At 42.7% G+C, this 26,334-nt stretch carries 27 protein-coding genes; 22 read left to right on the top strand and 5 right to left on the bottom strand.

The window, feature by feature from the left end; translation table 11 throughout:
* Positions 1 to 14 precede the first annotated feature (14 nt).
* A complete protein-coding gene (gcvPA, locus tag EP57_RS06855; RefSeq protein ID WP_036085418.1) occupies positions 15 to 1,361 on the top strand; it encodes an aminomethyl-transferring glycine dehydrogenase subunit GcvPA in 1,347 nt (448 codons plus the stop codon).
* Complete coding sequence (gene gcvPB / locus EP57_RS06850; protein ID WP_036085417.1) at positions 1,358 to 2,842, top strand: aminomethyl-transferring glycine dehydrogenase subunit GcvPB; 1,485 nt, start codon at positions 1,358 to 1,360, stop codon at positions 2,840 to 2,842. The genes gcvPA and gcvPB overlap by 4 nt, the downstream gene beginning before the upstream one ends.
* 50 nt (positions 2,843 to 2,892) lie before the next feature.
* On the opposite strand, the gene EP57_RS06845 is transcribed toward gcvPB, so the two are convergent.
* The 4 genes from EP57_RS06845 to EP57_RS06830 all read right to left on the bottom strand — a co-directional run bounded on the left by EP57_RS06845 (position 2,893) and on the right by EP57_RS06830 (position 5,217).
* Positions 2,893 to 3,534, bottom strand: coding sequence for a pentapeptide repeat-containing protein (locus EP57_RS06845; protein ID WP_036085416.1), 642 nt, complete (start codon positions 3,532 to 3,534; stop codon positions 2,893 to 2,895).
* A 56-nt stretch (positions 3,535 to 3,590) separates the two neighbouring features.
* Positions 3,591 to 3,905, bottom strand: a complete 315-nt coding sequence (locus tag EP57_RS06840) for a rhodanese-like domain-containing protein (RefSeq protein WP_077912889.1) — start codon at positions 3,903 to 3,905, stop codon at positions 3,591 to 3,593.
* A gap of 121 nt (positions 3,906 to 4,026) precedes the next feature.
* Entirely contained in the window at positions 4,027 to 4,302 is a 276-nt protein-coding gene (locus EP57_RS06835; protein WP_036085415.1) for an SA1362 family protein, read from the bottom strand.
* Positions 4,303 to 4,311: 9 nt separating this feature from the next.
* Complete coding sequence (locus tag EP57_RS06830; RefSeq protein WP_077916815.1) at positions 4,312 to 5,217, bottom strand: DUF1385 domain-containing protein; 906 nt, start codon at positions 5,215 to 5,217, stop codon at positions 4,312 to 4,314.
* Between the two features lie 219 nt (positions 5,218 to 5,436).
* On the opposite strand from EP57_RS06830, the gene EP57_RS06825 reads away from it, so the two are divergent.
* The 20 genes from EP57_RS06825 to EP57_RS06730 all read left to right on the top strand — a co-directional run bounded on the left by EP57_RS06825 (position 5,437) and on the right by EP57_RS06730 (position 25,715).
* On the top strand, positions 5,437 to 6,498 hold the full coding sequence (locus tag EP57_RS06825) for a M24 family metallopeptidase (protein WP_036085412.1): 1,062 nt from the start codon (positions 5,437 to 5,439) through the stop codon (positions 6,496 to 6,498).
* Positions 6,499 to 6,569: 71 nt separating this feature from the next.
* The gene (efp, locus tag EP57_RS06820; protein WP_036085411.1) at positions 6,570 to 7,130 is read left to right on the top strand and encodes an elongation factor P; all 561 of its coding nucleotides are present in this window, start codon (positions 6,570 to 6,572) and stop codon (positions 7,128 to 7,130) included.
* A 184-nt stretch (positions 7,131 to 7,314) separates the two neighbouring features.
* Complete coding sequence (accB, locus tag EP57_RS06815; protein WP_036085410.1) at positions 7,315 to 7,779, top strand: acetyl-CoA carboxylase biotin carboxyl carrier protein; 465 nt, start codon at positions 7,315 to 7,317, stop codon at positions 7,777 to 7,779.
* Between the two features lie 12 nt (positions 7,780 to 7,791).
* Positions 7,792 to 9,147 carry an acetyl-CoA carboxylase biotin carboxylase subunit gene (accC, locus tag EP57_RS06810; protein WP_036085408.1) on the top strand — a complete coding sequence of 452 codons (1,356 nt, stop codon included), beginning with the start codon at positions 7,792 to 7,794 and terminating at the stop codon, positions 9,145 to 9,147.
* A gap of 12 nt (positions 9,148 to 9,159) precedes the next feature.
* Complete coding sequence (locus tag EP57_RS06805; RefSeq protein WP_036085407.1) at positions 9,160 to 9,558, top strand: Asp23/Gls24 family envelope stress response protein; 399 nt, start codon at positions 9,160 to 9,162, stop codon at positions 9,556 to 9,558.
* 49 nt (positions 9,559 to 9,607) lie between these two features.
* Positions 9,608 to 9,991, top strand: coding sequence for a transcription antitermination factor NusB (gene nusB / locus EP57_RS06800; protein ID WP_036085405.1), 384 nt, complete (start codon positions 9,608 to 9,610; stop codon positions 9,989 to 9,991).
* A 146-nt stretch (positions 9,992 to 10,137) separates the two neighbouring features.
* Complete coding sequence (gene folD, locus EP57_RS06795) at positions 10,138 to 11,004, top strand: bifunctional methylenetetrahydrofolate dehydrogenase/methenyltetrahydrofolate cyclohydrolase FolD (protein ID WP_036085404.1); 867 nt, start codon at positions 10,138 to 10,140, stop codon at positions 11,002 to 11,004.
* A gap of 18 nt (positions 11,005 to 11,022) precedes the next feature.
* A complete protein-coding gene (xseA, locus tag EP57_RS06790) occupies positions 11,023 to 12,363 on the top strand; it encodes an exodeoxyribonuclease VII large subunit (protein ID WP_036085403.1) in 1,341 nt (446 codons plus the stop codon).
* Between the two features lie 2 nt (positions 12,364 to 12,365).
* Positions 12,366 to 12,596, top strand: coding sequence for an exodeoxyribonuclease VII small subunit (gene xseB / locus EP57_RS06785; RefSeq protein ID WP_036085402.1), 231 nt, complete (start codon positions 12,366 to 12,368; stop codon positions 12,594 to 12,596).
* The gene (locus tag EP57_RS06780) at positions 12,596 to 13,477 is read left to right on the top strand and encodes a polyprenyl synthetase family protein (RefSeq protein ID WP_036085401.1); all 882 of its coding nucleotides are present in this window, start codon (positions 12,596 to 12,598) and stop codon (positions 13,475 to 13,477) included. The genes xseB and EP57_RS06780 overlap by 1 nt, the downstream gene beginning before the upstream one ends.
* A gap of 189 nt (positions 13,478 to 13,666) precedes the next feature.
* A complete protein-coding gene (gene dxs / locus EP57_RS06775) occupies positions 13,667 to 15,559 on the top strand; it encodes a 1-deoxy-D-xylulose-5-phosphate synthase (RefSeq protein ID WP_036085400.1) in 1,893 nt (630 codons plus the stop codon).
* A gap of 2 nt (positions 15,560 to 15,561) precedes the next feature.
* The gene (locus EP57_RS06770; protein WP_036085399.1) at positions 15,562 to 16,377 is read left to right on the top strand and encodes a TlyA family RNA methyltransferase; all 816 of its coding nucleotides are present in this window, start codon (positions 15,562 to 15,564) and stop codon (positions 16,375 to 16,377) included.
* Between the two features lie 197 nt (positions 16,378 to 16,574).
* Positions 16,575 to 17,024, top strand: coding sequence for a transcriptional regulator AhrC/ArgR (ahrC, locus tag EP57_RS06765; protein ID WP_036085398.1), 450 nt, complete (start codon positions 16,575 to 16,577; stop codon positions 17,022 to 17,024).
* An 18-nt stretch (positions 17,025 to 17,042) separates the two neighbouring features.
* Positions 17,043 to 18,740: a DNA repair protein RecN gene (gene recN, locus EP57_RS06760; RefSeq protein ID WP_036085397.1), complete on the top strand. Its 1,698-nt coding sequence runs from the start codon at positions 17,043 to 17,045 to the stop codon at positions 18,738 to 18,740.
* A 148-nt stretch (positions 18,741 to 18,888) separates the two neighbouring features.
* The gene (locus tag EP57_RS06755) at positions 18,889 to 19,764 is read left to right on the top strand and encodes a phosphate acyltransferase (RefSeq protein ID WP_036085395.1); all 876 of its coding nucleotides are present in this window, start codon (positions 18,889 to 18,891) and stop codon (positions 19,762 to 19,764) included.
* 142 nt (positions 19,765 to 19,906) lie between these two features.
* Complete coding sequence (buk, locus tag EP57_RS06750; protein WP_173405081.1) at positions 19,907 to 20,980, top strand: butyrate kinase; 1,074 nt, start codon at positions 19,907 to 19,909, stop codon at positions 20,978 to 20,980.
* A gap of 2 nt (positions 20,981 to 20,982) precedes the next feature.
* Positions 20,983 to 22,407, top strand: a complete 1,425-nt coding sequence (gene lpdA, locus EP57_RS06745; protein ID WP_036085392.1) for a dihydrolipoyl dehydrogenase — start codon at positions 20,983 to 20,985, stop codon at positions 22,405 to 22,407.
* 21 nt (positions 22,408 to 22,428) lie between these two features.
* A complete protein-coding gene (locus tag EP57_RS06740; protein ID WP_036085390.1) occupies positions 22,429 to 23,415 on the top strand; it encodes a thiamine pyrophosphate-dependent dehydrogenase E1 component subunit alpha in 987 nt (328 codons plus the stop codon).
* Between the two features lie 40 nt (positions 23,416 to 23,455).
* Positions 23,456 to 24,439: an alpha-ketoacid dehydrogenase subunit beta gene (locus EP57_RS06735; protein ID WP_036085388.1), complete on the top strand. Its 984-nt coding sequence runs from the start codon at positions 23,456 to 23,458 to the stop codon at positions 24,437 to 24,439.
* Between the two features lie 13 nt (positions 24,440 to 24,452).
* On the top strand, positions 24,453 to 25,715 hold the full coding sequence (locus EP57_RS06730; protein WP_036085387.1) for a dihydrolipoamide acetyltransferase family protein: 1,263 nt from the start codon (positions 24,453 to 24,455) through the stop codon (positions 25,713 to 25,715).
* Between the two features lie 443 nt (positions 25,716 to 26,158).
* Here the strand turns inward: EP57_RS06730 and prli42 are convergent, their stop codons facing one another.
* The gene (gene prli42 / locus EP57_RS16825; protein WP_114982877.1) at positions 26,159 to 26,254 is read right to left on the bottom strand and encodes a stressosome-associated protein Prli42; all 96 of its coding nucleotides are present in this window, start codon (positions 26,252 to 26,254) and stop codon (positions 26,159 to 26,161) included.
* Between the last annotated feature and the right edge of the window lie 80 nt (positions 26,255 to 26,334).

Below are 26,334 nucleotides of genomic sequence, written 5' to 3'. Positions count from 1 at the left end.
AGGAGGATATAGATATGGCGAAACATCGTTTTTTACCAATGACAGAGCAAGATGAAAAGGACATGCTAGACACGATTGGAGTGGCTTCCATTGACGAACTTTTTACGGATATTCCGGAGTCGATTCGTTTTAATCGGGAGTATAACTTAAAACCAGCAAAATCTGAGCCTGCGTTACTAAAAGAGCTAGCTCGAATGGCTGCAAAAAATGCGGATTCAGTGGCGTATTCTTCCTTTTTAGGGGCAGGAGTTTACGATCATTATGTACCGACTGTGGTGGACAGTGTTATTTCACGATCTGAGTTTTACACGGCTTACACGCCTTATCAGCCAGAAATTTCGCAAGGGGAGTTGCAAGCGATTTTCGAATTTCAAACCATGATTGCTGAAATTACAGGCATGGACTTGGCGAACTCTTCCATGTATGATGGCGGAACTTCGCTAGCAGAGGCCGCAATGCTTGCAAGTGCTCACACGAAACGCAAAAAAATCTTGATTTCAAAAGCGGTGCACCCAGAATCCCGCAATGTCGTAAAAACCTACGCATCTGGCCAACATATTGACGTGGTCGAAATTGATGAGAAGGACGGCGTGACTGATTTAGTGGCTTTGCAATCGCAAGTAGATGATTCAGTTGCTGCGGTTATCGTGCAGTATCCGAACTTTTATGGACAAGTTGAAGCGTTACAAGAAATTGCGCCGCTTGCTCATGATAATAAAGCGCTGTTTGTTGTTTCCAGCAATCCATTAGCGCTTGGAGCTTTGACGCCTCCAGGTAAATTTGGAGCAGATATTGTTGTCGGTGATACACAAGTGTTCGGTATTTCCGAAGCGTTTGGTGGACCTCACTGTGGTTATTTTGCAGTGAATTCGAAATTAACGCGGAAAGTGCCAGGGCGTCTTGTTGGGGAAACGTTGGATGAGAATGGGAAACGTGGATATGTACTTACATTGCAAGCTCGTGAACAACATATTCGTCGTGATAAAGCAACGTCTAATATTTGTTCTAACCAAGCATTAAATGCGTTGGCTTCTTCTGTAGCTATGAGTGCGCTTGGAAAACAAGGAATCACTGAAATGGCACAGCAAAACGTTGATAAATCTCATTTTGCGAAGAAAGCTTTCCAAGACAAAGGTTTTGAAGTAATTCTAGGCGATGCGTTCTTCAACGAGTTTGTCGTGAAATTATCGAAACCAGTGAAAGAGGTAAACTTGGAGTTACTGGAACAGGGCATTATCGGGGGATATGATTTAGGTATTTACGAAGAAAAATATGCGAATCATATGCTCGTTGCAGTGACAGAAATGCGTACAAAAGAAGAAATTGAAACGTTTGTAACAAGTTTGGAGGGTGCAAAATGAATAATAGCGAAACAATGCCATTAGTATTTGAGCGATCCGTTCCTGGTCGTGTTGGTTACAGCCTGCCTGAGTGCGATGTACCAGAAGTGGATTTAAACGATTTATTCGGCGCAGCGTACGTCAGAGAGACACCTCCAGCTTTGCCTGAACTAAGTGAATTAGAGTTAATGCGTCATTATACAACATTATCGAACCATAATTTTGGCGTAGATTCAGGATTCTACCCACTAGGTTCTTGTACGATGAAATACAATCCGAAAATCAATGAAAAAGTAGCGCGTTTCCCTGGATTTGCCAATGTTCACCCATACCAACCAGAAGAATCTGTGCAAGGTGCGATGGAATTACTATACGATTTGCAAGAAAGTCTTGTGGAGATTACAGGAATGGATGAAGTTACGTTACAACCAGCAGCTGGTGCGCATGGGGAGTGGACTGCCTTAATGTTAATTCGTGCTTTCCATGAAGCGAATGGCGATCATCACCGTACAAAAGTTATTATTCCAGATTCTGCGCACGGTACGAACCCTGCGTCAGCTTCAGTGGCCGGTTTTGATATCATCACGGTAAAATCAAATGACAAAGGACTTGTAGATATTGATGACTTGAAAAATGTTGTCGGTGATGACACTGCAGCGCTTATGTTAACCAATCCAAATACGCTAGGTCTTTTTGAAGCGGAAATCGTCGAAATGGCGGATATCGTTCATAAAGCTGGCGGAAAATTATATTATGACGGTGCGAACTTAAACGCCATTATGGCAAAAGTGCGCCCTGGAGATATGGGTTTTGATGCTGTGCATTTGAATTTGCATAAAACATTCACTGGACCTCATGGCGGTGGTGGACCTGGTTCTGGACCGATTGGCGTGAAGAAAGACTTGATTCCATTCTTGCCAACACCAGTTTTGACGAAGAAAGAGGATAAATATACATTTGATTATAACTATCCGCAATCTATTGGTCGTGTGAAGCCTTATTATGGTAACTTTGGTATCAACGTTCGTGCATATACGTATATCCGTACGATGGGGCCTGATGGCTTGAAGAAAGTAACGGAGTATGCCGTATTAAATGCGAACTACATGATGCGTCGCCTAGAGCATGCGTATGATTTGCCATTTGATCAAATTTGTAAACATGAATTCGTATTATCTGGTAAACGTCAGAAGCAGTTGGGCGTCCGGACATTGGATATCGCGAAGCGCCTGTTAGACCATAATTTCCATCCGCCAACAGTGTACTTCCCACTCATTGTGGAAGAGGCGATTATGATTGAACCAACAGAAACTGAGTCGAAAGAAACGTTAGACGAGTTCATCGACGTGATGCTTAAGATTGCAAAAGAAGCAGAAGATAGTCCAGAAATCGTGCAAGAAGCGCCATACAATACGTATGTGAAGCGTCTGGATGAAACGAAGGCTGCGAGAAAACCAGTTTTACGCTACCAAGAAAAAGTAGAAGACGAAGTAACAAACTAAAAAAGACGCTGAGTGCCCCTGTTTAATTCAGGAATGCTCAGCGTCTTTATTTATTCATCTTCCACAATCGCTAACCCAAGAGCTCTCGCAAAACTAAGCGCTTGTTCAGAAGTTACGCGACAACCACGCAGTTTATCCAGCGACACCATGATACCATCGAAATGATTGGCGCTTAAATCAATGTTTTCCATCGCCACATTTGAGAAATTCGCTTCATTCAATTCGCATCCGATGATTTCCGAATTTTTCAGTTCTGATTCATAGAAATCTGCATTAAGTAGCGAACAATTTGTCCATTCGACATGCTTAAATTTCGTGAATCCAAGGGAACTCATGGTCATTAAGCAGTTCTGGAAACTTGTATTATGAATAATCGAATCCGATAAATCAGCACCAGTCAACTTACAATCAATGAATTGGCAACGATGAATGACCGCCGTATTGAACAGAACATTAGAAAGGTCACACTTTTCAAAAATAACGTCTGTCAACTCGATGTTCGGAAATTCCTTCGTAACAAAGTGCACATTGCGCATAATGACTTGGTCTAAAACAATGCGTTCCATTGGGTCGGGGTTAAAATCTTGGTTTTCGATTAGAACTTCGCGTAAATACACTTCCTCAGATAGCCAATTCGGATCAAATGCAGCTAGTTGTGGCGGCATTTTTGGTTGTTGGATTTTCTTTGCCATATATATTCTCCTTTAGAAAAACCACCAGGCCGCATTGCTCTAGTGGTTTTTAATTATTATTTGGATTTCGTTTTTCCTGTCCACTTCTTGTAGCCGCCTTTTAGTTGGAACAAGTTGCGGTAGCCATTCTTATAAAGTAGGATAGCTGCGCGGTTGCTTCGTTGTGCGCTTTGGCAGTACAAGTAAACGGGTAAGTCTTGACGAATTTCTGCTTTGCGAGCTTTCATTTGAGACATCGGAATGTTGCGTGCTCCTAAAATATGTCCTGCATCGAACTCGTTTGGTTCGCGAACATCAATTAGTTGCGCTTTCCGATAGTCTTTCTTAAATTCTTCCTCTGTTAAAATGGTCAATGCTTTTCTTCTCATCATGAATTGATACAATTCATAGCCTAGCAACACAAGTAAAATCGCGATTGCTAAAACCCAACTCCAGTCAATATTCAAGCTGATATACCCCTTTCAAATATCTATTTCCAATTACTATTATAACTTATTTCTTCTTTCCATCAATGACTTTCAGCGAAGTTTTACGTTTTTTTCTAGTTGGTTGCTGTTTGGCGCGCAATTTCTGCGATTGTTTCACGGCTGCTTGGTACTTATCGTCCTTTGGTGGTTTAGTACTAAAAAACCGAAAGACAAGCCAGATGAGGAGAATCACAATAACAGAAACGATAACGCTACTCAAAATGCTCTTAAATCCAACTGTAAAAATACCGATGACCGCCAAAATTGCTAAAATGTACACCCAAATCGGGAATTTACGCATCTTGTCACCTCATTCAAGTAATTCTAAATTTTCCGGAAGTACAGCTTCTTTGCTTGTTTGTTCTACGCGGTGTAGTTCTTGGAACGAAGCAATCGCGACTTCTACTTGATCATCTTGCGGTTCTTTCGTTGTTAATAATTGCAACCATAATCCTGGCACACCTAGGTATTTCAAAACGGGGATGTTACGGCATTTGTTCGTTAGTTGTAAGACTTCAAAAGCAACGCCGAGTACGACAGGAATAAGTAAAATCCGGTTCACGACGCGAACCCAAAGTGGATCAGTTGGAACGAGCATATAAATGAACATACCGACAATGACTGTAAATAGAATAAAGCTAGAACCACAACGATAATGTAAACGAGATCTGCTTTGCACATTAGCAACCGTCAGTTCTAAGTCTGCTTCGTAGCAATTAATGACTTTATGTTCAGCGCCATGATATTGGAAGACGCGTTTTATAATTGGGGTTTGCGAAACTGCGAAAATATAGCCGAGTAAAAGAATTAGCTTAAACAAAGTCTCCAACATGATTTGTCCCATATCGCCAGAAACGAGAGGGCGGAACAAGTTGGCAATGAAAACAGGAATTAGCGTCATGACGAATTTGGCGAAGATAAAGGAGAGTACACCGACAACGGCGACGCCAAGCCACATGGCTAATTTCGATTCTTTTTTCTCGATTTTTACATTCTCCGCTTCGTCTTGCGGATCTTCATCGTAGCGGTCTGTCGCGAAAGTCAGATGCTTGGAACCGATAGCGCTTGATTCCACTAGGGCAACGATGCCGCGGATGAATGGGATGCGTTTTAAAGTTTGTACCCATGCAGGAGGATTTTTTGTTAAATAGAAGTATTCGATGGAGCCGTCTTTTCGTCTAATTGCTGTCACAGTTTCTTTTCTACCACCAAACATGACACCTTCGACAACTGCCTGTCCTCCATATATTCCTTTTGTCTGTTCACTCAAAATGGTTCACCAGCCTTATTTAATATACACCTGTTATTCTACGCTAATTTCGCCCGTTCGTATAGTTTTTAACGCATAAAAAAAGTTATTTTGTCGCATTTGTGATAGAATAGCAGTATTCGAGTGTAAATCAGGATACATAATGACTTTTTAGGAGGAATAAAAATGACAAAACTAGCTAAAATTCAAGCAATACTAACGGATAAAAAAATGGATGCTATTCTTGTGACGAGCGATTACAACCGTCGCTACGTGGCAGATTTCACAGGAACGACTGGTATGGCTTTAATTACGCCAAACAAAGCGTTCTTCATTACGGATTTCCGTTATACAGAACAAGCGGCAAAACAAGCAGTAGGCTATGAAATACGCCAAAATAAAGGTCCGATTTTGGATACGGTAGAAGAGATTATCGCGGAACAAAAACTGAAAACAGTCTTTTTCGAAGAAGCTTATGTGACTGTTGCGGAGCATAAATTAATGCAAAGTTCTTTTTCTGCGACATTGGAACCGTTTAGCGACATCTTAGAAGATATGCGCAAAGTAAAGACAGCAGACGAACTTTCAGCGATTAAAACGGCGTGTGAGATTGCAGATGCAGCATTTACGCATATTTTAACGTTCATTAAACCTGGTTTAACAGAGCTTGAAGTATCGAATGAATTAGAATTTTTCATGCGTAGAAACGGTGCTTCTGGTTCTTCGTTTGACACGATTGTGGCTTCTGGCGTTCGTTCAGCATTGCCACACGGTGTTGCTTCCGACAAAATCATCGAAGTGGGCGATTTTGTAACGATGGATTATGGTTGCTACTATAACGGCTACTGCTCCGACATGACGCGTACGATTGCGATTGGTGAACCGAGTGAGAAGCTAAAAGAAATTTATGCGATTACGCTTGAAGCCCAATTGAAAGTGATTGATGCGCTAAGACCAGGATTAACAGGCATTGAAGCGGATGCTATTGCTCGTAATCATATCGCTTCAAAAGGCTACGGTGAGGCATTCGGTCACTCACTTGGTCACGGTATCGGTTTAGAAATCCACGAGGGGCCAAATCTTTCGGTGAAAAGCCCTAACGTGTTAGTACCAGGAAATGTAGTAACAGACGAGCCAGGTATTTACTTGCCAGGCATTGGCGGCGTGCGGATTGAAGATGATATTTTAATCACAGAAGCAGGAAATGAAGTCTTGACACATTCTTCCAAAGAACTAATTATATTATAGAATTGTATAATGACGCGTTTTGTGGTTAAATAAGTAAGGATGAAACCAACTTAAAAGTAGGAGGAACAAAGATGATTTCAGTAAACGATTTTAAAACAGGCTTAACGATTGAAGTTGATAACGGCATCTGGCGCGTGCTAGATTTCCAACATGTAAAACCAGGAAAAGGCGCGGCATTCGTTCGTTCAAAACTACGTAACCTACGTACTGGCGCGATTCAAGAAAAAACATTCCGCGGCGGCGAAAAAGTAGCCAAAGCACAAATCGATAACCGCAAAATGCAATATTTATATGCAAGCGGAGACCAACACGTGTTCATGGATACAGAATCTTATGAGCAAATCGAACTTCCAGAAAAACAAATCGAGTATGAATTGAAATTTTTGCGTGAAAATATGGAAGTACAAATTGTTATGTATCAAGGAGAAACAATTGGTGTCGATCTTCCGAACACGGTAGAATTGAAAGTCGTGGCAACAGACCCAGGAATTAAAGGTGATACATCTTCTGGTGGTTCTAAACCAGCAACACTTGAAACTGGCCTAGTTGTAAATGTGCCTTTCTTCGTCAACGTGGACGATACATTGGTAATTAACACAACAGAATCTTCTTACGTGTCACGTGCCCAATAAATAGAAATAGTCTGTCAATTCCAGGCGTAACAACAGGAATTGACACGGCTATTTTTTTTGCAAAAAAAGGGGCTTAAACGGCGAGTTTCTTTTAAAAGTATGATACAATAATTAAGATGCGTGGCGAATGCATTTGAACTTATATATAATTTGTATAGATGAATTTTAAGGAGTGTTTATAATAATGTTTTCAATTAGCGAAATTAAGCAACTTGTGAAATTAGTGGATGAGTCTTCATTGACTGAATTCGAATATGAAACAGAGCAAGGGAAAATCAAAATGAAAAAAGGTGGCGAACACGCAGTAGCACACGTTCCAACAGCGCCTGCAGTACAAGCCATTCTTCCAGCGCCACAACAACCAGCAGCAGACACACAAGTAGAAACGCCAGCACCAGTAGCAGAAGATTTACATGTGATTACATCGCCAATGGTCGGTACGTTCTACAGTGCGCCGAACCCAGAAAGCCCAGATTTTGTGTCAGCAGGAGCATCTGTAAACGATAAAACAACAGTATGTATCATCGAAGCAATGAAATTATTGAACGAAGTAGAAGCAGAAGTGAACGGGGAAATCGTCGAAGTGCTTGCTTCTAATGGAGAATTAGTCGAATTTGGCCAACCGTTATTTAAAGTTAGAAAGAAATAAGGGGTAATTAACATGATAAAAAAAATACTGATTGCGAATCGGGGAGAAATTGCCGTTCGTATCATTCGTGCAGCGAAAGAGATGAACATAGAAACCGTTGCGATTTATTCTGAAGCAGATGCCGAGAGTTTACATATCCAACTCGCAGACGAAGCATACTGCGTAGGTCCAGCTTCATCCAAAGAAAGTTACTTAAACATGTCGAATATTATTAGTGTCGCAATTTTAACGAACTGTGACGCGATTCATCCAGGTTACGGTTTCTTGGCGGAGAATGCTGATTTTGCAGAGCTATGCCAAGATTGCAATATTATTTTTATCGGACCAAGTGCGAACGCGATTTCGCAAATGGGGACAAAAGACGTCGCTCGTGAAACAATGAAAAAAGCAGGCGTACCAGTTGTTCCAGGTTCTACAGGTATCATCAAAGACGTAGAAGAAGCGAAGAAATTAGCCAAGAAAATCGGCTATCCAGTCATCATTAAAGCAACAGCTGGTGGTGGCGGTAAAGGTATCCGTGTCGCCGAGGACGAAGAAAAGCTAATTTCAGGCTTGCAAATCACGCAACAAGAAGCAGAAACAGCATTTGGCGATCCAGGCGTTTATATCGAGAAGTTCATTCAAGATTTCCGCCATGTCGAAATCCAAATTTTAGCCGATAATTATGGCAATGCGATTCATCTAGGTGAACGTGATTGCTCGATCCAACGCCGTTTGCAGAAACTAATTGAAGAAGCACCATCTCCAGCACTTGACGAAAAAATGCGTCAAAAAATGGGGAAAGCTGCCGTCAAAGCTGCAAAAGCTGTGAAATATTCTGGCGCTGGAACGATCGAATTCATTTACGAACCACACGAGAAATCGTTTTACTTCATGGAGATGAATACACGTGTACAAGTGGAACATCCCGTGACAGAATGGATCACAGGTATCGATATTGTGAAACAACAAATCCTCGTTGCATCTGGCGAACCATTAACAATTAAACAAGACGACGTGAAACTAACTGGTTGGGCGATTGAGTGCCGTATTAATGCGGAGAACCCAGAGAAGAACTTCATGCCAGCACCTGGAGAAATCAAGTTTTACTTACCACCAGGCGGCAATGGCGTACGCATTGATTCTGCAGCGTATCCGAACTACAAAATCCCACCATACTATGATTCTATGGTCGCAAAAGTGATTTGTTATGGTGAGACGCGTGAGGAAGCTGTTACAAAAATGAAACGCGCACTTGGCGAATTTGCCATTGAAGGGATTCCAACAACGATTCCTTTCCATTTACGCGTATTGGATCACGAAGTTTTCAAATCAGGAGACTTTAACACGAAATTCCTTGAAAAGTATGATGTAATGAATCAATCGTAAGGAGAGATGATCATGGCACAAACGAAAAGTAAGAACGAGGAAACACTAGGGAAAATTGAAATCGCACCAGAAGTCATTGGTGTTATTGCCGGACTTGCCGCAGCAGAAGTAGAAAACGTTGCGGGAATGCAAGGCAGTTTTACAAACGAAATGCGCGAACGTCTTGGTGGCGCAGTGAATCATAGTAAAGGTGTCAAAATCGATTTAACAGAAGACGGTATTATTATCGATGTTTTTTGTTACATTCAATTTGGCGCAACGATCCCATTGCTAGCACAAAACATTCAAGATAGCATTCGCGAAACAATTCTAAATATGACTGGACTTGAAGTCATCGAAGTGAACATCCATATCGTTGGTGTACAATTCGAGCGTCAAGAAACCCTATCATTTGACGAATTAGAAATATAATAACGAATGGGGAATTCCTCATTGCAGTAAGTAAGGAGTAGAGCTCTTAATGAAAAGACGAGAAGCCCGTGAAAAAGCTCTCCAAATATTGTTTCAAATGGAACTAAACGAGATGCATTTGGACCAAGCGATAGCCAATGTAATGGAGGAAGAAAGCGATGCCTACTTGCAGAAACTAGTAGAAGGTGTCGTTGCGAATAAAGTAGAAATTGACGCGCAAATCGAAGCGAATTTAGATAACTGGAGCATGGATCGACTAAATAAAGTAGACCTTGCCATATTACGTGTCAGCGTTTTTGAAATGGTTTATTGTGAAGATATTCCAGACCGAGTTAGTTTAAATGAATCATTAGAAATCGCGAAAATTTTTAGCGACGAGAAGTCTAGCAAGTTCATCAACGGTGTACTCGCGAACATTGCCAAAGACGAATAATTACGTAGCATTTTTTTACGCAGTGTCATTTTTAATTTCCAAATTCTTGTGTGATGCAAGAACAGTTTCACTTCAAATGTCATGTTATCCGCTTAGAGCCTATTGCTTTGAGCGGGTTTCATATAAAATTCAAGGGGGCTTTTTTGATGGGACAAATTATTGATGGTAAACAGCTGGCGAAGAAAATTCAGGAAGACGTAACACATGAGGTAGCCGAACTCGCAAAACAAAATCTGCAACCAGGTCTTGCGGTTGTACTTGTTGGCGACAATCAGGCGAGTCGTACATATGTCAGAAATAAGCAAAAGCGCACAGAAGAAGCAGGAATGAAGTCTGTTCTAATCGAACTTCCAGAAGACATCTCAGAAGCGAAATTATTAGAGACGGTAGAAGATTTAAACAATGACGTTACGATTCATGGTATTTTAGTACAATTACCACTTCCAAAACATATTTCAGAAGATAAGGTCATTGACACAATTATTCCAGAAAAAGACGTGGACGGTTTCCACCCAATCAATGTCGGTAATTTATACGTTGGTAAAGAGGCTTTTGTGCCGTGTACGCCTGCTGGAATCATTGAATTGATTAAATCTACGGGAACAGCGATAGAAGGCAAACGCGCAGTCGTTATTGGCCGTAGTAATATCGTTGGTAAACCAGTTGCACAGTTACTTTTACAAGAAAATGCAACCGTGACAATCGCGCATAGTCGTACGAAAGACTTGCCAGCAGTAGCTCGTGAAGCCGATATTTTAGTGGTGGCGACGGGTCTTGCGAAATTCATTAAGAAAGACGCGATTAAGCCTGGTGCGGTTGTTATTGATGTTGGTATGGATCGCGATGAAAATAATAAACTATGTGGTGACGTTGATTTTGATGACGTCAAAGATACAGCGGGTTATATCACGCCGGTTCCTGGTGGCGTTGGCCCAATGACGATTACGATGTTGCTTGCTAACACACTAAAAGCGGCGAAACGTATTTGGGATAAACAACTACAAACGAAATAAAGACAAGGTTGTGTGACGATGGAACAAGATAAATACCTCAGTGTCGAGGCACTAACGAAATATATTGAAAAGAAATTCGAAGTTGATCCGTATTTAAAAAATATTTACGTGAAAGGCGAAATTTCGAATTTCAAGCAGCCAGTCAGTGGCCATATGTACTTCACATTAAAAGATGAGGGCGCAGAATTGCGTTGTGTCATGTTCCAGAAGTCCGCAACAAAGCTTGCATTTAAGCCAGAAGATGGGATGCAGGTCCTATTGACTGGCCGTGTGAGTGTTTTTAGTAAAGGTGGGCGTTATCAGCTTTATGCGGAGTGGATGGAGCCAGATGGCATCGGAAGCCTGTATATCAAGCTTGAGCAATTAAAGAATCAATTAGATAAGGAGGGGCTTTTTGCGCAAAATCGCAAACGAGCGCTTCCTTCTTTTCCTGCAAAAGTGGGGATTGTGACATCTAAAACTGGGGCTGCGATTCGCGATATGATTACGACGATTAAAAGACGGATGCCAGCTACAGAGATTCTGCTTTTCCCAACGATTGTGCAAGGGGATACGGCGGCACCAAATATAGTTCGAAACATTGAACGCGCAAATTTTCGAAATGATATTGATGTGTTGATTGTTGGTCGTGGCGGTGGTTCGATTGAGGATTTGTGGGCGTTTAACGAAGAAATGGTCGTACGGGCAGTCGCGGATTCGGATATTCCGGTCATTTCTGCAGTTGGGCATGAAACAGATACAACATTGACCGATTATGCGGCGGATATTAGAGCGGCAACACCTACAGCTGCAGCCGAATTAGCTGTTCCGGATTATCGTGATTTATTAGAGCGCGTGGCAGAGAGACGTTTTCGCTTGATTCAGGCAACGCGGCAACGGATTGATGTGTCGAAACAGCACGTTTTACAACAGCAGGAACGCCTCATCATGCACGGTCCAAAGCGCCAAATGGAGCAATACCAGGAACGAACGGATTATTTTATCGAGCGTTTAGAACGTGGGCTCAAGCAACATCTTGTTTTGAAGCAACATGCGTTTGAGCGAGTGGCTTTTAGATTGACGCATCTTGGATTAGACCGTGAAATTGTGCAGCAGCAAGAACATTTAACGAGCGTGACGAGACAACTCCATCGACAAATGGAACTACAACTTACCACCTTGCGTCGCGATTTTTTACAAAAGGTCGAGGCATTAGAACATTTAAGTCCGCTCGCCTTGTTAAACCGCGGATATAGCGTTGTTTATAAAGAGGATGATATTCTCACGTCAAGCGCGAAAGTAGCCGTTGGGGATACCGTACAAATAACGATGGCAGAAGGCAAACTACACGCAAAAATCACAGAAAAGGAGGATAAATAAAGATGGCAACAAAAAAAGTAAGCTATGAAGAAGCTATGAAAGAGCTAGAGGGCATTGTGCAAGCATTGGAAGAAGGCAATGTGTCGCTTGAAGATTCGCTAGAAATGTATCAGCGCGGTATTGAACTGACGAAACTATGTCAAGAGAAATTGGCGGCTGCTGAAGATAAGCTCGCTAAAGTTGTGACGGAATCTGATGAAGAAGTGCCATTTCAGGCAGAAGAAGGTAAATAATGATGACATTTGAACAGTTTATGGAACATTATAAGCAGGAAATTGAACGTTGTATGGCGCAAGCGATTGTAGCCACGGATTCAGAGCAGAAACTCGAGCAGTCGATGATTTATTCGTTAGAAGCTGGAGGCAAGCGAATTCGGCCATTACTTGTTTTAGCGACATTGGTTGCGTTTGGAAGTAAGCCTGAGCTTGGTTATCAGACTGCGGCTGCGATGGAAATGATTCATACATATAGCCTGATTCATGATGATTTGCCGGCGATGGATAATGACGATTACCGACGTGGAAAACTGACAAATCATAAGGTGTACGGGGATGCGACGGCGATTTTGGCAGGAGATGCGTTGCTGACGAAGGCTTTCGAGCTGATTGTGATGGATGACCAATTAGACGCGACGGTGAAAGTCGAACTGATTCAACTTTTCGCAAAAAGTGCTGGCGCGGATGGCATGGTTGGCGGGCAGCAAGCCGATATTTTAGGTGAGAATCAGAAGCTGACATTGGAAGAACTAGAATCGATTCATCGTCGGAAAACGGGTGCATTGTTAACTGCTTCGGTACTTAGTGGGGCAATGATTGCTGGTGCTTCTAAGCAAGAACAAGACATTTTGCGGGAATTTTCCCATCATATCGGAATCGCTTTTCAGATTTGTGATGATATTCTGGATGTTATCGGTGACTCAGAAAAAATGGGCAAGAAGACCGGCTCGGATATTGATTTGCAAAAGAGTACGTACCCGGCTTTGCTCTCATTAGAAGGTGCTAAAAAAGCGCTCGCGGAACATACAGAAAAAGCGGAGCAAGCCTTGGCGAGCCTAGATATTGATGCGACGTATTTGCTAGGTTTGACGGAACTCATTGCTGTTCGCGAATTTTAATAAGTTGGAAATCCTGACTTTCTTTTGAAGGTTGGGGTTTCTTCTTGTGGAAACACGCACGAACAGTTTTATATAGTAAATTCCCCGCATCTAGTTTATAATGGAAACAATGAATACATTACAGTAGCGCTTAAGTGAGCTACTACACACGATATTGATGGAGAAATCCTAGAAAGTGAGTTGTTTTGTTTGGATTTATTGGAAATTAAGGATCCTGCGTTCGTTAAAGATTTGAACGTGGCGCAAATGGAAGCGCTCAGTGCGGATATTCGCGAATTCCTAATTCAATCGACGTCCAAAACAGGTGGACACATTGGACCAAACCTTGGTGTTGTTGAGCTAACGGTAGCACTTCACCATTGTTTTAATAGCCCGGAGGATAAATTTTTGTGGGATGTTGGGCATCAGTCTTATGTGCACAAGATTTTAACTGGTAGAGCAAATAGATTTGATACATTACGACAACATGATGGCTTAGACGGTTTTCCAAAACGGAAGGAATCAGAACACGATGTTTGGGAGACAGGCCACAGTTCTACTTCGTTATCAGCAGCAGCAGGGATGGCGATTGCGAGAGATATTCGTCGCGAGAAGTACCATGTATTGCCGATTATTGGCGATGGCGCGTTAACAGGCGGTATGGCACTAGAAGCGCTGAACCACATTGGCGATATGAAGAAAAATGTGATTGTCGTGCTAAATGATAACAATATGTCGATTGCTCCGAACGTTGGCGCAATGCATAATGTTCTTGGTAAATTACGCACATCAGGCAAATTTAAACGCGCTAAAAAAGACATTGAAACAGCCATGAAACGTATTCCAACAGCCGGTGACAAAATTGCCGGCGCGGCGGAACGAATTAAAGATAGCATCAAGTATTTACTCGTACAAGGCACCTTCTTTGAAGAAATGGGTTACACATATCTTGGCCCAGTGAATGGACACGATTACCACGATTTAATTACGAATATGGAATTTGCCAAAAAAGTGAAAGGCCCGGTATTAATGCATGTTGTCACGACAAAAGGTAAGGGCTATCAACCCGCCGAGTCTGATCGTACCGGTACTTGGCACGGCACAGGACCATACAAAATCGAAACTGGCGACTTCATTAAACCAGTTGGCGGGCCTCCAGCATGGAGCGCAGTCATTAGCGATGCCGTTTTAGAGTTAGCGCAAAATGACGAACGCGTTGTGGCGATTACGCCGGCGATGCCAGTAGGTTCTAAATTAGAGAAATTCGCAGCGGCGTTTCCAGATCGCTTTTTTGATGTCGGTATTGCGGAACAGCATGCGACTACGATGGCGGCTGGGCTTGCAGCGCTTGATATGAAACCGTTTTTGGCGATTTATTCGACCTTTTTACAACGGGCGTATGATCAAGTCGTTCATGATATTTGTAGACAAGAATTGAATGTGTTTATTGGGATTGATCGCGCTGGGCTTGTTGGTGCAGATGGCGAGACGCATCAAGGAATTTTTGATATTGGCTTTTTGCGTGGGATCCCGAATATGACAATTATGATGCCAAAAGATGAGAATGAAGCACGTCATTTAGTGAAAACAGGACATGATTACGATGGTGGACCAATTGTGATTCGTTATCCGCGCGGCAACGGTCTTGGTGTCACGATTGATGATGAGATGAAAGCTATACCAATTGGTTCTTGGGAAGCACTGAGTACGCCAGCTGATGTGGCGATTCTGACATTTGGGACGACGATTCCGATGGCTCTAGAAGCTGCGATGGAACTGAAACGACAAGGTATTCAAGCAGGAGTCATCAACGCTCGCTTTATCAAACCGCTAGACGAAGCAATGTTGCACGATTTGATGAAACGCAACGTTCCGATTATCACAGTGGAAGAATCATTGCTAGCCGGTGGATTTGGTACAGCGGTGCTCGAATTTGCCGAAGAGAATGGTTACGATCAAGCGGTTATTCGCCGAATCGGTCTTCCAGATGAGTTCATTAGCCACGGTTCTGTCGACATGATTTTGGCGGAACACGGCATTTCAGCACTAGGCATTCTAAATACTATCCAAAAAATATTACCAGAAAAACAGATAAGGGCGTAAAAATGGCGATAAAAAAAGAACGTGTAGACGTATTATTAGTAGAACAAGGTTTATTCGAAACACGCGAAAAAGCAAAGCGCGCTGTCATGGCTGGCTTAGTTTATTTGAAAGAAGAACGCGTGGATAAACCTGGTGAGAAGTTTCCAGTCGAATCCGAATTCCAAGTGAAAGGAAAAGTCATGCCTTACGTAAGTCGTGGTGGCCTCAAACTGGAAAAAGCACTACAAGTATTCGATTTGGATGTAAAAGACAAATTATTGCTTGATATCGGTTCGTCAACTGGCGGATTCACGGATTGCGCATTACAAAATGGCGCGAAACATTCGTATGCGCTTGATGTCGGTTATAATCAACTAGCATGGAAGTTGCGCAGTGATCCTCGTGTGACTGTCATGGAACGCACGAATTTCCGCTATGTCACACCAGCTGATTTTGACCAAGGCTTGGCAGATTTTGCGACAATTGATGTATCGTTTATTTCTTTAAAGCTGATTCTACCGGTTTTAAAAACGGTGTTGGTGCATGATGGAGAAGTGATGACCTTAATTAAACCGCAATTCGAAGCTGGAAAAGAACAAGTTGGCAAAAAAGGCATTATTCGCGATGCCAAAGTCCATTTAGAAGTCATCGAAAAAATTACGACATTTGCTTTGGCAGAAGGTTATTCTGTGCTAGCGATTGATTTCTCGCCGATTACAGGTGGGGAAGGCAACATCGAATTTATCGCCCATTTGAAATGGGATAATAAGAGCGAAAATCACCTCACAGAAGCCCGATTGGCAGAACTTGTGAAGGAAGCTCATACGAAATTAGAATAATTATGCATACCGAGTCGTCTGATTTAGATGGCTCGGTATTTTTGTATTTTCAGCTACTTTCCCATTTTTCTAAGCCTTAATACGTCATTTTCACATGCATAAGCCTTTCCGTGAAACTTTTTCAAGTTAAATCCGTGACTTTATGCTCGTTTTGGGCTAAGATGTAAGAGAGAAAAAAGTTCGTGAGGTGAGAAATAATGAATAAAGGTCATCGCCATATTATTATTAGAGAACTAGTCACATCAAATGAGATTGAAACGCAAGAAGATCTTGTTGAATTATTGCTAAAAAGAGATGTCAAAGTCACTCAAGCCACGATTTCACGTGATATTAAAGAACTGCATTTAGTCAAAGTCCCAACGCAAACAGGTACCTATAAATACAGCTTACCAGCAGATAATCGTTTCAACCCACATCAGAAGTTAAAGCGCTCTCTCGTAGACGCCTTCATCAGTGTGGAAACGGTGCAATTCATGGTTCTTTTGAAAGTAATGCCAGGAAACGCCAATGCGATAGGTGCACTCATCGATAACTTGAATTGGGATGAGAAAGTTGGATCTTTATGTGGAGACGACACGTGTTTAATCATTTGTCGCAGCGAAGAAGACGCGAAAGTATTATCAGAGCGCTTTATTGAGATGCTCTAAGTTTTGAGGTGAATAGATTTGTTACAAGAATTAACGATTAGAAATTTTGCTATCATCGAATCTTTAAATCTATCTTTTCAAGAAGGTATGACGGTATTAACGGGGGAGACCGGCGCTGGGAAATCGATTATTATTGATGCGCTCGGTCTTCTTGTCGGTGGCCGAGGTTCTGTTGATTTTATTAGACACGGCGAAGAAAAGTTAGAAATCCAAGGGTTATTTACGATTAATCCGCAGAATAAAGGCTGTTTGGAAGCACTAGAAAGTAATGGTATCGATGCAAGTGATCACATGGTTGTGCTGGAACGAACGCTTTTCCAAAGTGGCAAAAATACATGTCGTATCAACGGCAAGCTGGCAACAACGGGCGTACTTCGCGAAATCGGTTCTCGTTTAATCGACATTCATAGCCAGCATGAGCATCAAGAACTGATGAACGATGAGTTCCATTTGCAGTTGCTCGATCGTTTTGCGTGGAAAGAAATTGCGCCGACATTGTCGCAGTACGAAGCTAAATACGCTGAGTACAAAGAAATGAAAGCGAAATGGCATAACTGGACAAAAAACGAACAAGAGTTAGCACAGCGTCTAGACATGTTGCGTTTTCAACAAGATGAAATTACGAATGCTGATTTACGTTTAGGCGAAGAAGAAGCCTTGATGGAGCAGAAACACGTGTTAGCCAATTTTGAGAAAATCAATGAGAATTTGCAAAATGCCTATACTGCACTACAAGGCGAAGAACGTGGCTTGGAGTTTGTTTCTGAGGCTATGCGTTATGTCGGTGCGGCGAGCGATATTTTGCCAGAATTTAAAACATTGAGCGAATCTGTGGCCTCTAGTTTTTATTTATTAGAAGAAAGTGCCATGCAAATTCGCCAAGAACTCGACAAATTGGAGTTTCAACCAGACGAATTAGACACGATCGAATCCCGACTTAATGAATTGAATCAGCTAAAACGCAAATATGGCAAAACAGTCGAAGCCATCATTCACTACAACGAAGAAATCGACCAAGAAATTCTAGAACTATCCGATCGCGAAACCCATCTTGGTCAACTAGAAAAAGAACTAGAGAGCGCCAAACAAGACTTGCAAAAACTAGCTGAAAAACTCACAACCATCCGTCAAAAAGCCGCAAAACAGCTCGAAAAACAAATCAAAAACGAACTAAATCAGCTGTATATGGAAAAAGCGATTTTCCAAGTAAACTTTGCGACACCAGCAAGTGAATTCACAGAAAACGGTATTGATAAAGTCGCATTTTACATGAGTACCAACCCAGGTGAACCGTTAAAACCGTTGTCTCGCATCGCATCTGGTGGTGAATTGTCGCGGATGATGTTAGCCTTAAAAACCATCTTTTCGCGTCATCAGGGTATTACGTCGATTATTTTCGATGAAGTGGACACGGGCGTAAGTGGACGTGTGGCTCAAGCTATCGCGGAGAAAATCTACGCAGTTGCTGTCGGCTCACAAGTGCTATGTATTTCCCATTTACCACAAGTTGCCGCAATGGCCGATCATCATTTCTACATTTCCAAAACAACGACTGCCAACCGCACAATGACATCTGTTACCGCCTTATCTGGCGATGAAAAAGTCGAGGAAATTAGCCGAATGATTGCCGGAATTGAAGTTACAGACGTGACGAAACAACATGCAACCGAGATGCTAACCCAAGCAACCAAAATTAAATCAGAGAAACAAACCTAACTAAAAATGAATGAAATAGCTTGCATCTCTATCGAAATTTGCTTACAATGATGAGGTAAGTTTTTATTACCAGGTCATAAAAACAAGTGCTAATTTTTGAGATGTAGGTTTTTTTCTGCGAAAATGCGGAAAATAAGGAGGCCTATTTATGACCCAAAAATCGATTTTCCAATTAGAAAAAACAGCGAAACGAGCGCGAATTGCTATTGCTGGCGCGGATGATGCTGTCATTTTAGAAGTAGTAAAACAAGCATTAGCACATGATTTTGCCGACTTCTTGTTGTTTGGACGTGCCGAACTAATCACGATTAAGTCACCACATGTACAAGTCATCGCTACGAAAACCGATCAAGAAGCAGCGGAAAAAGCGACAGAAGCTGTGACCAAAAAGCAAGCCGATATCTTGATGAAAGGTAATTTGCCAACAGCGCTTATCCTCAAAACAATCTTAAAAAAAGAATATCAATTACGTGATAAAGAACTGCTGTCACATGTTGCGGTCTTCGAAATTCCAGCGTATCACAAGCCGTTAATCGTGTCTGATGTTGCCATGAATATAGCACCCGACGAAGATGCACAAATCCAAATTACACAAAACGCAATCGCATCTGCGCAAAAACTTGGCATCACCAAACCAAAAGTTGCTGTTTTAAGCGCCGTCGAAAAAGAAAGCCCAAAAATGCATTCTTCTGTTCAAGCCGCACAAGTTGCTGCGTACTTCAAAGCATTTGCGAGTGATGAGGCGGAAGTAGAAGGGCCGCTAGCATTTGATAATGCGATTTCTAAAGCTGCCGCGCAACATAAAAACATCGATAACAATGTGGCTGGAGACGCTGATATACTCATCATGCCATCGATTGAAGCTGGAAATATTTTGTATAAGTCGCTTGTATTTTTTGCAGGTGCACGAGTTGGTGGGTTCATTGCGGGCGTGAAAGTCCCTGTTATCATCGCATCTAGAAGCGATTCGGTCGATAACAAACTTGCCTCACTAATACTAACTGTTGGAATGGTCGGAAAATGATACAAAACTTTGAATAAAACGATTTCAAGCCTTGGGGTGCAAAGCTTTTTAAGTTTGTGATACTCTCATGATACAATAGGCTGGAGATAGCAACCTGATAGGAATTGTAACAGCAAATCTGATTCACATGGAGGAGAAATACGTGGCATTTCAAGTTTTGGCAATCAATCCAGGATCAACATCTACGAAAATCGCTTTATTCGAAGGGAAAACCGTTCTTTTAAAGCAAGAAATCTCACATTCACGAGAAGAAATCGCAGCTTTTGAAACCATAATGGCGCAGTTTTCATTTCGATATAACCTCATAAAAGAAGCATTAGCAAGTACGGATACCACCCATTTAGCGGCTGTTGTTGGACGCGGTGGTTTACTTCGTCCAATGGCAGGCGGCACTTATGAAGTCAATGACGCGATGCAACGCGATTTAGAAGTTGGTATTTCAGGGCAACATGCGTCTAATCTAGGCGGCTTACTAGCTCGAAAAATCGCGGATGACTACGCTATTCCAGCTTATATCGTTGACCCGGTTGTCGTCGATGAACTAGCGCCAATCGCTAGGTATTCTGGAAATGCCCATATCGAGCGCCAAAGCATTTTCCATGCCTTGAATCAGAAAGCGGTGGCCCGAAACGTTGCGGCTAAACTAGGGAGAGCCTACGAAGAACTGCATTTAATTGTTGCCCATCTTGGCGGCGGTATTTCTGTTGGCGCGCATGACCGTGGTCGTGTGATTGATGTGAACAATGCCCTTGATGGTGACGGCCCAATGAGTCCTGAGCGTTCCGGTTCCTTACCGATGGCGAGTTTCCTAGCATGGGCTTTTTCCGAAGGCGTAACAAAAGAGCAATTACATACAGAACTAGTAGGGCGCGGCGGTCTCGTTTCTTACAAAGGTACCAATGACCTGCGCGACATCGAACGCCAAATAAAAGACGGGGACCCCGAAGCAAAAGCACTTTTTGAAGCAATGGCCTACCAAGTCGCAAAAGAAATCGGAGCAAATGCCGCCGTGTTAAAAGGTCAGATTGACGCGATTGTCCTGACTGGTGGATTAGCCCGAAGTGACGCATTTATTCAAGAAATCACGCAGTACATTCATTGGATAGCACCAATTATGACCGAGCCAGGCGAAGACGAAATGGCCGCTTTGAACGACGGTGCCCAACGAATTTTACAAAAACAAGAAATGGCACAAACTTATAATGGGGAGGAATAGAAATGGCAAAAGAGTATGACGTTGTAGTATTAGGTGGCGGAACAGGCGGGTATGTCGCAGCCATTCGCGCCGCACAAAAGGGGCTAACAGTAGCCGTTGTTGAAAAAGATAGAGTCGGCGGAACATGTTTGCACCGCGGTTGTATTCCAAGTAAAGCGCTACTTCGCTCTGCAGAAGTTTTACAAACCGTTCGTAAAGCAGCTGAGTTTGGCATCGAAGCTCCTGAACCGACTTTTAGTTTTATGAAAGCTCAAGAACGCAAGCAAGGCATCGTTGACCAATTAGAAAGCGGCATCCAACAGCTATTCAAAAAAGGTAAAATCGATTTATACGAAGGCCGCGGAACGATTCTTGGTCCATCCATTTTCTCACCAACAGCAGGAACAATCTCCGTAGAATTTAACGACGGCGCAGAAAATGAAATGCTAATCCCAAAAAATCTTATCATCGCGACTGGCTCCAAACCAAGAGCCTTGAACGGTTTAGCTTTTGACGAAGAGTTCGTTCTTTCTTCTGATGGCGCATTACAATTAGAAACTTTACCAGAATCCATCATCATCGTCGGTGGCGGTGTTATTGGTATGGAATGGGCATCCATGTTGCATGATTTCGGCGTACAAGTGACCGTCGTCGAATACAGCGATCGCATCCTACCAACCGAAGACAAAGACATCTCCAAAGAACTAAACCGCCTTTACAAAAAGAAAAAAATCAAAATCGTTACAAGCGCTGAAGTACAAGCAGACACCTACAAAAAAACAGCGGACGGCGTTGAAATAAAAGCTCTTGTAAAAGGCGAAGAACAAACATTCACTGCTTCAAAAATGCTCGTATCCGTCGGTAGAAGCGCAAACGTTGAAAATATTGGTCTAGAAAATACAGACATCATTGTCGACAAAGGCGTTATCCAAGTAACCGATAACTTCCAAACAAAAGAAAGCCATATGTACGCTGTTGGCGATTGTATCGGTGGCTTACAACTGGCGCATGTCGCGATGGAAGAAGGCATTATCGCAGCAGAACATATTAGTGGAAACCCACAACCAGCAATCAACTACAATCACGTACCACGTTGTACGTACACATCCCCAGAAATCGCAAGCGTTGGTATCACCGAAGAACAAGCAAAAGCAGAAGGTTTTGACGTGAAGACAGGGAAATTCTTTTTCCGTGGTATTGGTAAAGCATTAGTATACGGTGAATCAGACGGTTTCATTAAAGTTGTAGCCGATAAGAAAACCAACGATTTACTCGGCGTTTTCATGATTGGTCCGCATGTAACAGACATGATTTCCGAAGCCGCTTTGGCACACGTTCTAGATGCGACACCATTTGAAATCGGCAACACTATTCACCCGCATCCGACATTAGCAGAAGCATTCGGTGAAGCAGCATTAGCAGTCGATGGACTCGCGATTCACGGTTAAAAATAAGGAGGAAATTTGGCAATGGGATTAAAAGAAACAGGTTTATCAGATGAAACCTTATTAGAAATGTATCAAAAACTAGTATTAACAAGACGCGTTGACGAGCGTTTATGGTTGCTTAACCGCTCTGGAAAAATACCGTTCACGATATCAGGACAAGGACAAGAAATCGCGCAAATCGGCGCAGCATATGCCTTTGATTTAGAGAAAGACTATTGCTTGCCGTACTACCGGGACCTCGCAGTTGTTCTTTCGTTTGGCATGACCGCGCGCGACATCATGTTGAGCGCATTTGCCAAAGCAGAAGACCCGAACTCAGGCGGCCGTCAAATGCCAGCCCATTTCGGTCAAAAGTCCAACCGCATCGTTACACAAAGTTCACCAGTAACGACACAATTCCCGCACGCCGCAGGAATCGGTTTAGCCGCAAAAATGAAAAAAGATCCAATCGTAGCCTATGCTTCTACAGGAGAAGGCTCATCCAACCAAGGCGATTTCCACGAAGGCATCAACTTTGCCAGCGTGCATAAATTACCCGTCGTATTCGTTATCCATAACAACCAATACGCCATTTCCGTACCGGTTGAAAAACAATATGCCGCGAAAAAACTATCAGATCGCGCATTAGGTTACGGCATTCCAGGCGTTCGCGTAGACGGCAATAACATGGCCGAAGTCTACCTCGCGTTTAAAGAAGCCGTAGACCGTGCTCGCCGCGGTGAAGGTCCAACACTGATTGAAACAATGACATACCGCTTCACACCGCACTCCTCAGACGATGACGACAGAAGCTACCGCACATTAGAAGAAGTAAACACAGCCAAAGAACGCGATCCACTAGCGATCTACACAAAAGAACTAGAAGAACTCGGCCTACTAGACGACGCCAAAAAAGAAGCCTATGAAAAAGAAATCATGGCACTAGTAAACGAAGCAACAGACTACGCAGAAGCGGCTAGTTACGCCGATCCAGAATCAGCATTACGACACGTCTACGAAGAAAAATAATCGTGACTTTTAAGAAAGCTTTAATTTAGGAGGAATAAAGATGCCTGTCATTTCATATATTGACGCCATTACGGCCGCGCTTCGTGAAGAGATGGAGCGCGATGAGAACGTATTTATTTTAGGAGAAGATGTCGGTAAAAAAGGAGGCGTTTTTAAAGCAACAGCTGGTTTATACGACCAATTTGGCGAAGACCGCGTGCTTGATACGCCACTTGCTGAGTCTGCGATTGCCGGTGTTGGTATTGGCGCTGCGATGTACGGTATGCGCCCAGTTGCCGAAATGCAATTTGCCGATTTTATTATGCCTGCAGTGAACCAAATCATTTCAGAAGCATCACGCATTCGTTACCGTTCCAACAATGATTGGGACTGTCCGATTGTTTTTCGTGCGCCTTACGGTGGTGGTGTCCACGGCGCCCTTTACCATTCCCAGTCAATCGAGAAAGTATTCGCTGGCCAACCTGGTTTGAAAATCGTGATGCCATCAAGCCCATACGACGCAAAAGGTCTTCTAAAAGCCGCAATCCGCGACAATGATCCCGTTCTTTTCCTAGAACATAAACGCGCGTACCGTCTCATTAAAGGCGAAGTACCCGAAACGGACTATACGGTTCCAATCGGTAAAGCCAATGTTGTCCGCGAAGGCGATGACATTACGGTTATCACATACGGTTTAGCTGTTCATTTTGCCCAACAAGCTGCTGAGAAATTAGCAAGTGACGGCATGGAAGCAGAAATTTTAGATTTAAGAACGATTTATCCGCTCGACAAAGAAGCAATTATTGCCGCAGCCAAAAAGACCGGAAAAGTCCTGCTTGTCACGGAGGATAACAAAGAAGGTAGCATTATCGGCGAAGTTGCCGCAATCATCGCAGAGAACTGTTTATTCGACCTAGACGCACCAATCAAGCGTTTAGCAGGACCGGACACGCCAGCGATGCCATTTGCACCAACTATGGAGAAATATTTCATGATTAACCCCGATAAAGTAGAAAAAGCAATGCGTGACTTAGCGGAATTTTAAAGGAGTGAAAAAAATGGCACTTGAAAAAATTACAATGCCACAACTTGGTGAAAGCGTAACAGAAGGAACCATCAGCCAATGGTTAGTCGCACCAGGTGACCACGTCAATAAATACGATGCACTTGCAGAAGTGTTAACCGATAAAGTAACAGCCGAAATCCCATCTTCATTCACGGGAACAGTAAAAGAACTCATCGCCGAAGAAGACGAAACACTAGAAGTCGGCGCTGTCATCTGTATTCTAGAAACAGAAGGAGCAGACGAACAACCAGCAGAGCCAGCTAAAGAAGAAGCGCCAACACCAGAAGCTTCCGCACCCGAAACACCAAAAAAAGCGCCTGCAAAACAAAACGCGCCAGCCGGTCGTTTCTCACCAGCAGTGCTAACATTAGCAGCCGAACATAACATTGACTTAGGTCAAGTTACCGGTTCAGGCCGTGACGGTCGTATTACACGCAAAGACGTTCTTGCTTACGTTGAAAATGGCGCACCAGTTGCAGCAGCCCCAACGAAACCAGCAGAACCAGCAGCAAGCAGCGCACCACAAAAAGCAGCACCAATGCCGACAAGTCAAGTAGGCGACCGCGAAACACCAATTGACGGCATCAGAAAAGCAATCGCGAAGCATATGGTAACAAGTAAACACGAAATCCCACACGCATGGATGATGGTCGAAGCAGACGCAACAGGCCTAGTTCGTTACCGTGACGGCTTAAAAAATAAATTCAAAGCCGAAGAAGGCTACGCGTTAACCTATTTTGCCTTTTTCGTAAAAGCAGTCGCACAAGCGCTGAAAGAATTCCCAATTTTAAATAGCACATGGGCAGGCGACAAAATCATCGAACGCGCCGATATCAACATTTCTATCGCCGTAGCAACCGATGACCACTTGTTCGTACCTGTAATCAAGCATGCCGATGAGAAATCAATCAAAGGCATTGCACGCGAAATCAACGAACTAGCCGCAAAAGCACGCGCTGGCAAACTAACACAAGACGACATGTCCGGCGGAACATTCACAGTAAACAGCACAGGTTCATTCGGCTCCGTTCAATCGATGGGTATCATCAACCACCCACAAGCAGCGATACTGCAAGTAGAATCCATCGTGAAACGCCCAGTCGTGATTGACGATATGATCGCCATTCGCAACATGGTAAACCTATGTCTTTCTATCGACCACCGCATACTAGACGGTCTTGTTGCCGGCAGATTCCTGCAAAAAGTCAAAGAAAACGTAGAAACAATTACAAAAGAAAACACACCAATTTATTAAAAAACAGGGAGAAAAATAACAAGCGTGACCAAAATACCCAGATGTTTAACAAAAAATGCAACGGGTATAAAAATAATACATCTAGATCCATACCCCTAAACTCCCTAGATGTCTTGAGTGGTACGTATATAAAAATACGGTATCACTCTTTTTTATTGGGGCTGTTACGCATCCCATGCGTAACAGCCCCAATACAAGGCGTATCAAAGAGGAGCGTTGTATCCTTAAACTGGCGTGATTAACTATCAAATCCAATAAGCACTAAAAAACAAAAAGAGCCTCAAAAACCAAAGAAACACCAAACCTCCCTTAAATCAAAATAAATTAATAAACACGCACAACACACCAAACAAGACATCCCTCTAAAAATAACCTATAATTAATAACACTACAAAAACACAAAAAAACCACATCATCCAATGTGGTTTTCCATACATCATCACCTATAAAAACATCAAAACCCCGGTTAAAACAGAAGAGGCTACAATCGCAACAAGCATCAAAATAACGATAACTCTGGCAACTTTTTTGTTAGTCATAAAATTGGATGGCTCCTTCCAAATAAAATCTCGTTATCTCCATCATACTTGCTTTACATAAGATTTTCAAGTGAAATCAG

This window comes from Listeria booriae (assembly GCF_000766865.1).
GTDB lineage: Bacteria > Bacillota > Bacilli > Lactobacillales > Listeriaceae > Listeria_A > Listeria_A booriae.
The sequence above is the reverse complement of the archived record's forward strand: the minus strand, read 5'-3'. Positions and strand labels throughout refer to the sequence as shown.

Coding starts and splice junctions, on each gene's coding strand:
- gcvPA (WP_036085418.1), top strand. CDS start 15: ATGGCGAAACATCGTTTTTTACCAATGACAGAGCAAGATGAAAAGGAC.
- gcvPB (WP_036085417.1), top strand. CDS start 1,358: ATGAATAATAGCGAAACAATGCCATTAGTATTTGAGCGATCCGTTCCT.
- EP57_RS06845 (WP_036085416.1), bottom strand. CDS start 3,534: ATGGCAAAGAAAATCCAACAACCAAAAATGCCGCCACAACTAGCTGCA.
- EP57_RS06840 (WP_077912889.1), bottom strand. CDS start 3,905: ATGATGAGAAGAAAAGCATTGACCATTTTAACAGAGGAAGAATTTAAG.
- EP57_RS06835 (WP_036085415.1), bottom strand. CDS start 4,302: ATGCGTAAATTCCCGATTTGGGTGTACATTTTAGCAATTTTGGCGGTC.
- EP57_RS06830 (WP_077916815.1), bottom strand. CDS start 5,217: ATGTTTGGTGGTAGAAAAGAAACTGTGACAGCAATTAGACGAAAAGAC.
- EP57_RS06825 (WP_036085412.1), top strand. CDS start 5,437: ATGACAAAACTAGCTAAAATTCAAGCAATACTAACGGATAAAAAAATG.
- efp (WP_036085411.1), top strand. CDS start 6,570: ATGATTTCAGTAAACGATTTTAAAACAGGCTTAACGATTGAAGTTGAT.
- accB (WP_036085410.1), top strand. CDS start 7,315: ATGTTTTCAATTAGCGAAATTAAGCAACTTGTGAAATTAGTGGATGAG.
- accC (WP_036085408.1), top strand. CDS start 7,792: ATGATAAAAAAAATACTGATTGCGAATCGGGGAGAAATTGCCGTTCGT.
- EP57_RS06805 (WP_036085407.1), top strand. CDS start 9,160: ATGGCACAAACGAAAAGTAAGAACGAGGAAACACTAGGGAAAATTGAA.
- nusB (WP_036085405.1), top strand. CDS start 9,608: ATGAAAAGACGAGAAGCCCGTGAAAAAGCTCTCCAAATATTGTTTCAA.
- folD (WP_036085404.1), top strand. CDS start 10,138: ATGGGACAAATTATTGATGGTAAACAGCTGGCGAAGAAAATTCAGGAA.
- xseA (WP_036085403.1), top strand. CDS start 11,023: ATGGAACAAGATAAATACCTCAGTGTCGAGGCACTAACGAAATATATT.
- xseB (WP_036085402.1), top strand. CDS start 12,366: ATGGCAACAAAAAAAGTAAGCTATGAAGAAGCTATGAAAGAGCTAGAG.
- EP57_RS06780 (WP_036085401.1), top strand. CDS start 12,596: ATGATGACATTTGAACAGTTTATGGAACATTATAAGCAGGAAATTGAA.
- EP57_RS06770 (WP_036085399.1), top strand. CDS start 15,562: ATGGCGATAAAAAAAGAACGTGTAGACGTATTATTAGTAGAACAAGGT.
- ahrC (WP_036085398.1), top strand. CDS start 16,575: ATGAATAAAGGTCATCGCCATATTATTATTAGAGAACTAGTCACATCA.
- EP57_RS06755 (WP_036085395.1), top strand. CDS start 18,889: ATGACCCAAAAATCGATTTTCCAATTAGAAAAAACAGCGAAACGAGCG.
- lpdA (WP_036085392.1), top strand. CDS start 20,983: ATGGCAAAAGAGTATGACGTTGTAGTATTAGGTGGCGGAACAGGCGGG.
- EP57_RS06740 (WP_036085390.1), top strand. CDS start 22,429: ATGGGATTAAAAGAAACAGGTTTATCAGATGAAACCTTATTAGAAATG.
- EP57_RS06735 (WP_036085388.1), top strand. CDS start 23,456: ATGCCTGTCATTTCATATATTGACGCCATTACGGCCGCGCTTCGTGAA.
- EP57_RS06730 (WP_036085387.1), top strand. CDS start 24,453: ATGGCACTTGAAAAAATTACAATGCCACAACTTGGTGAAAGCGTAACA.
- prli42 (WP_114982877.1), bottom strand. CDS start 26,254: ATGACTAACAAAAAAGTTGCCAGAGTTATCGTTATTTTGATGCTTGTT.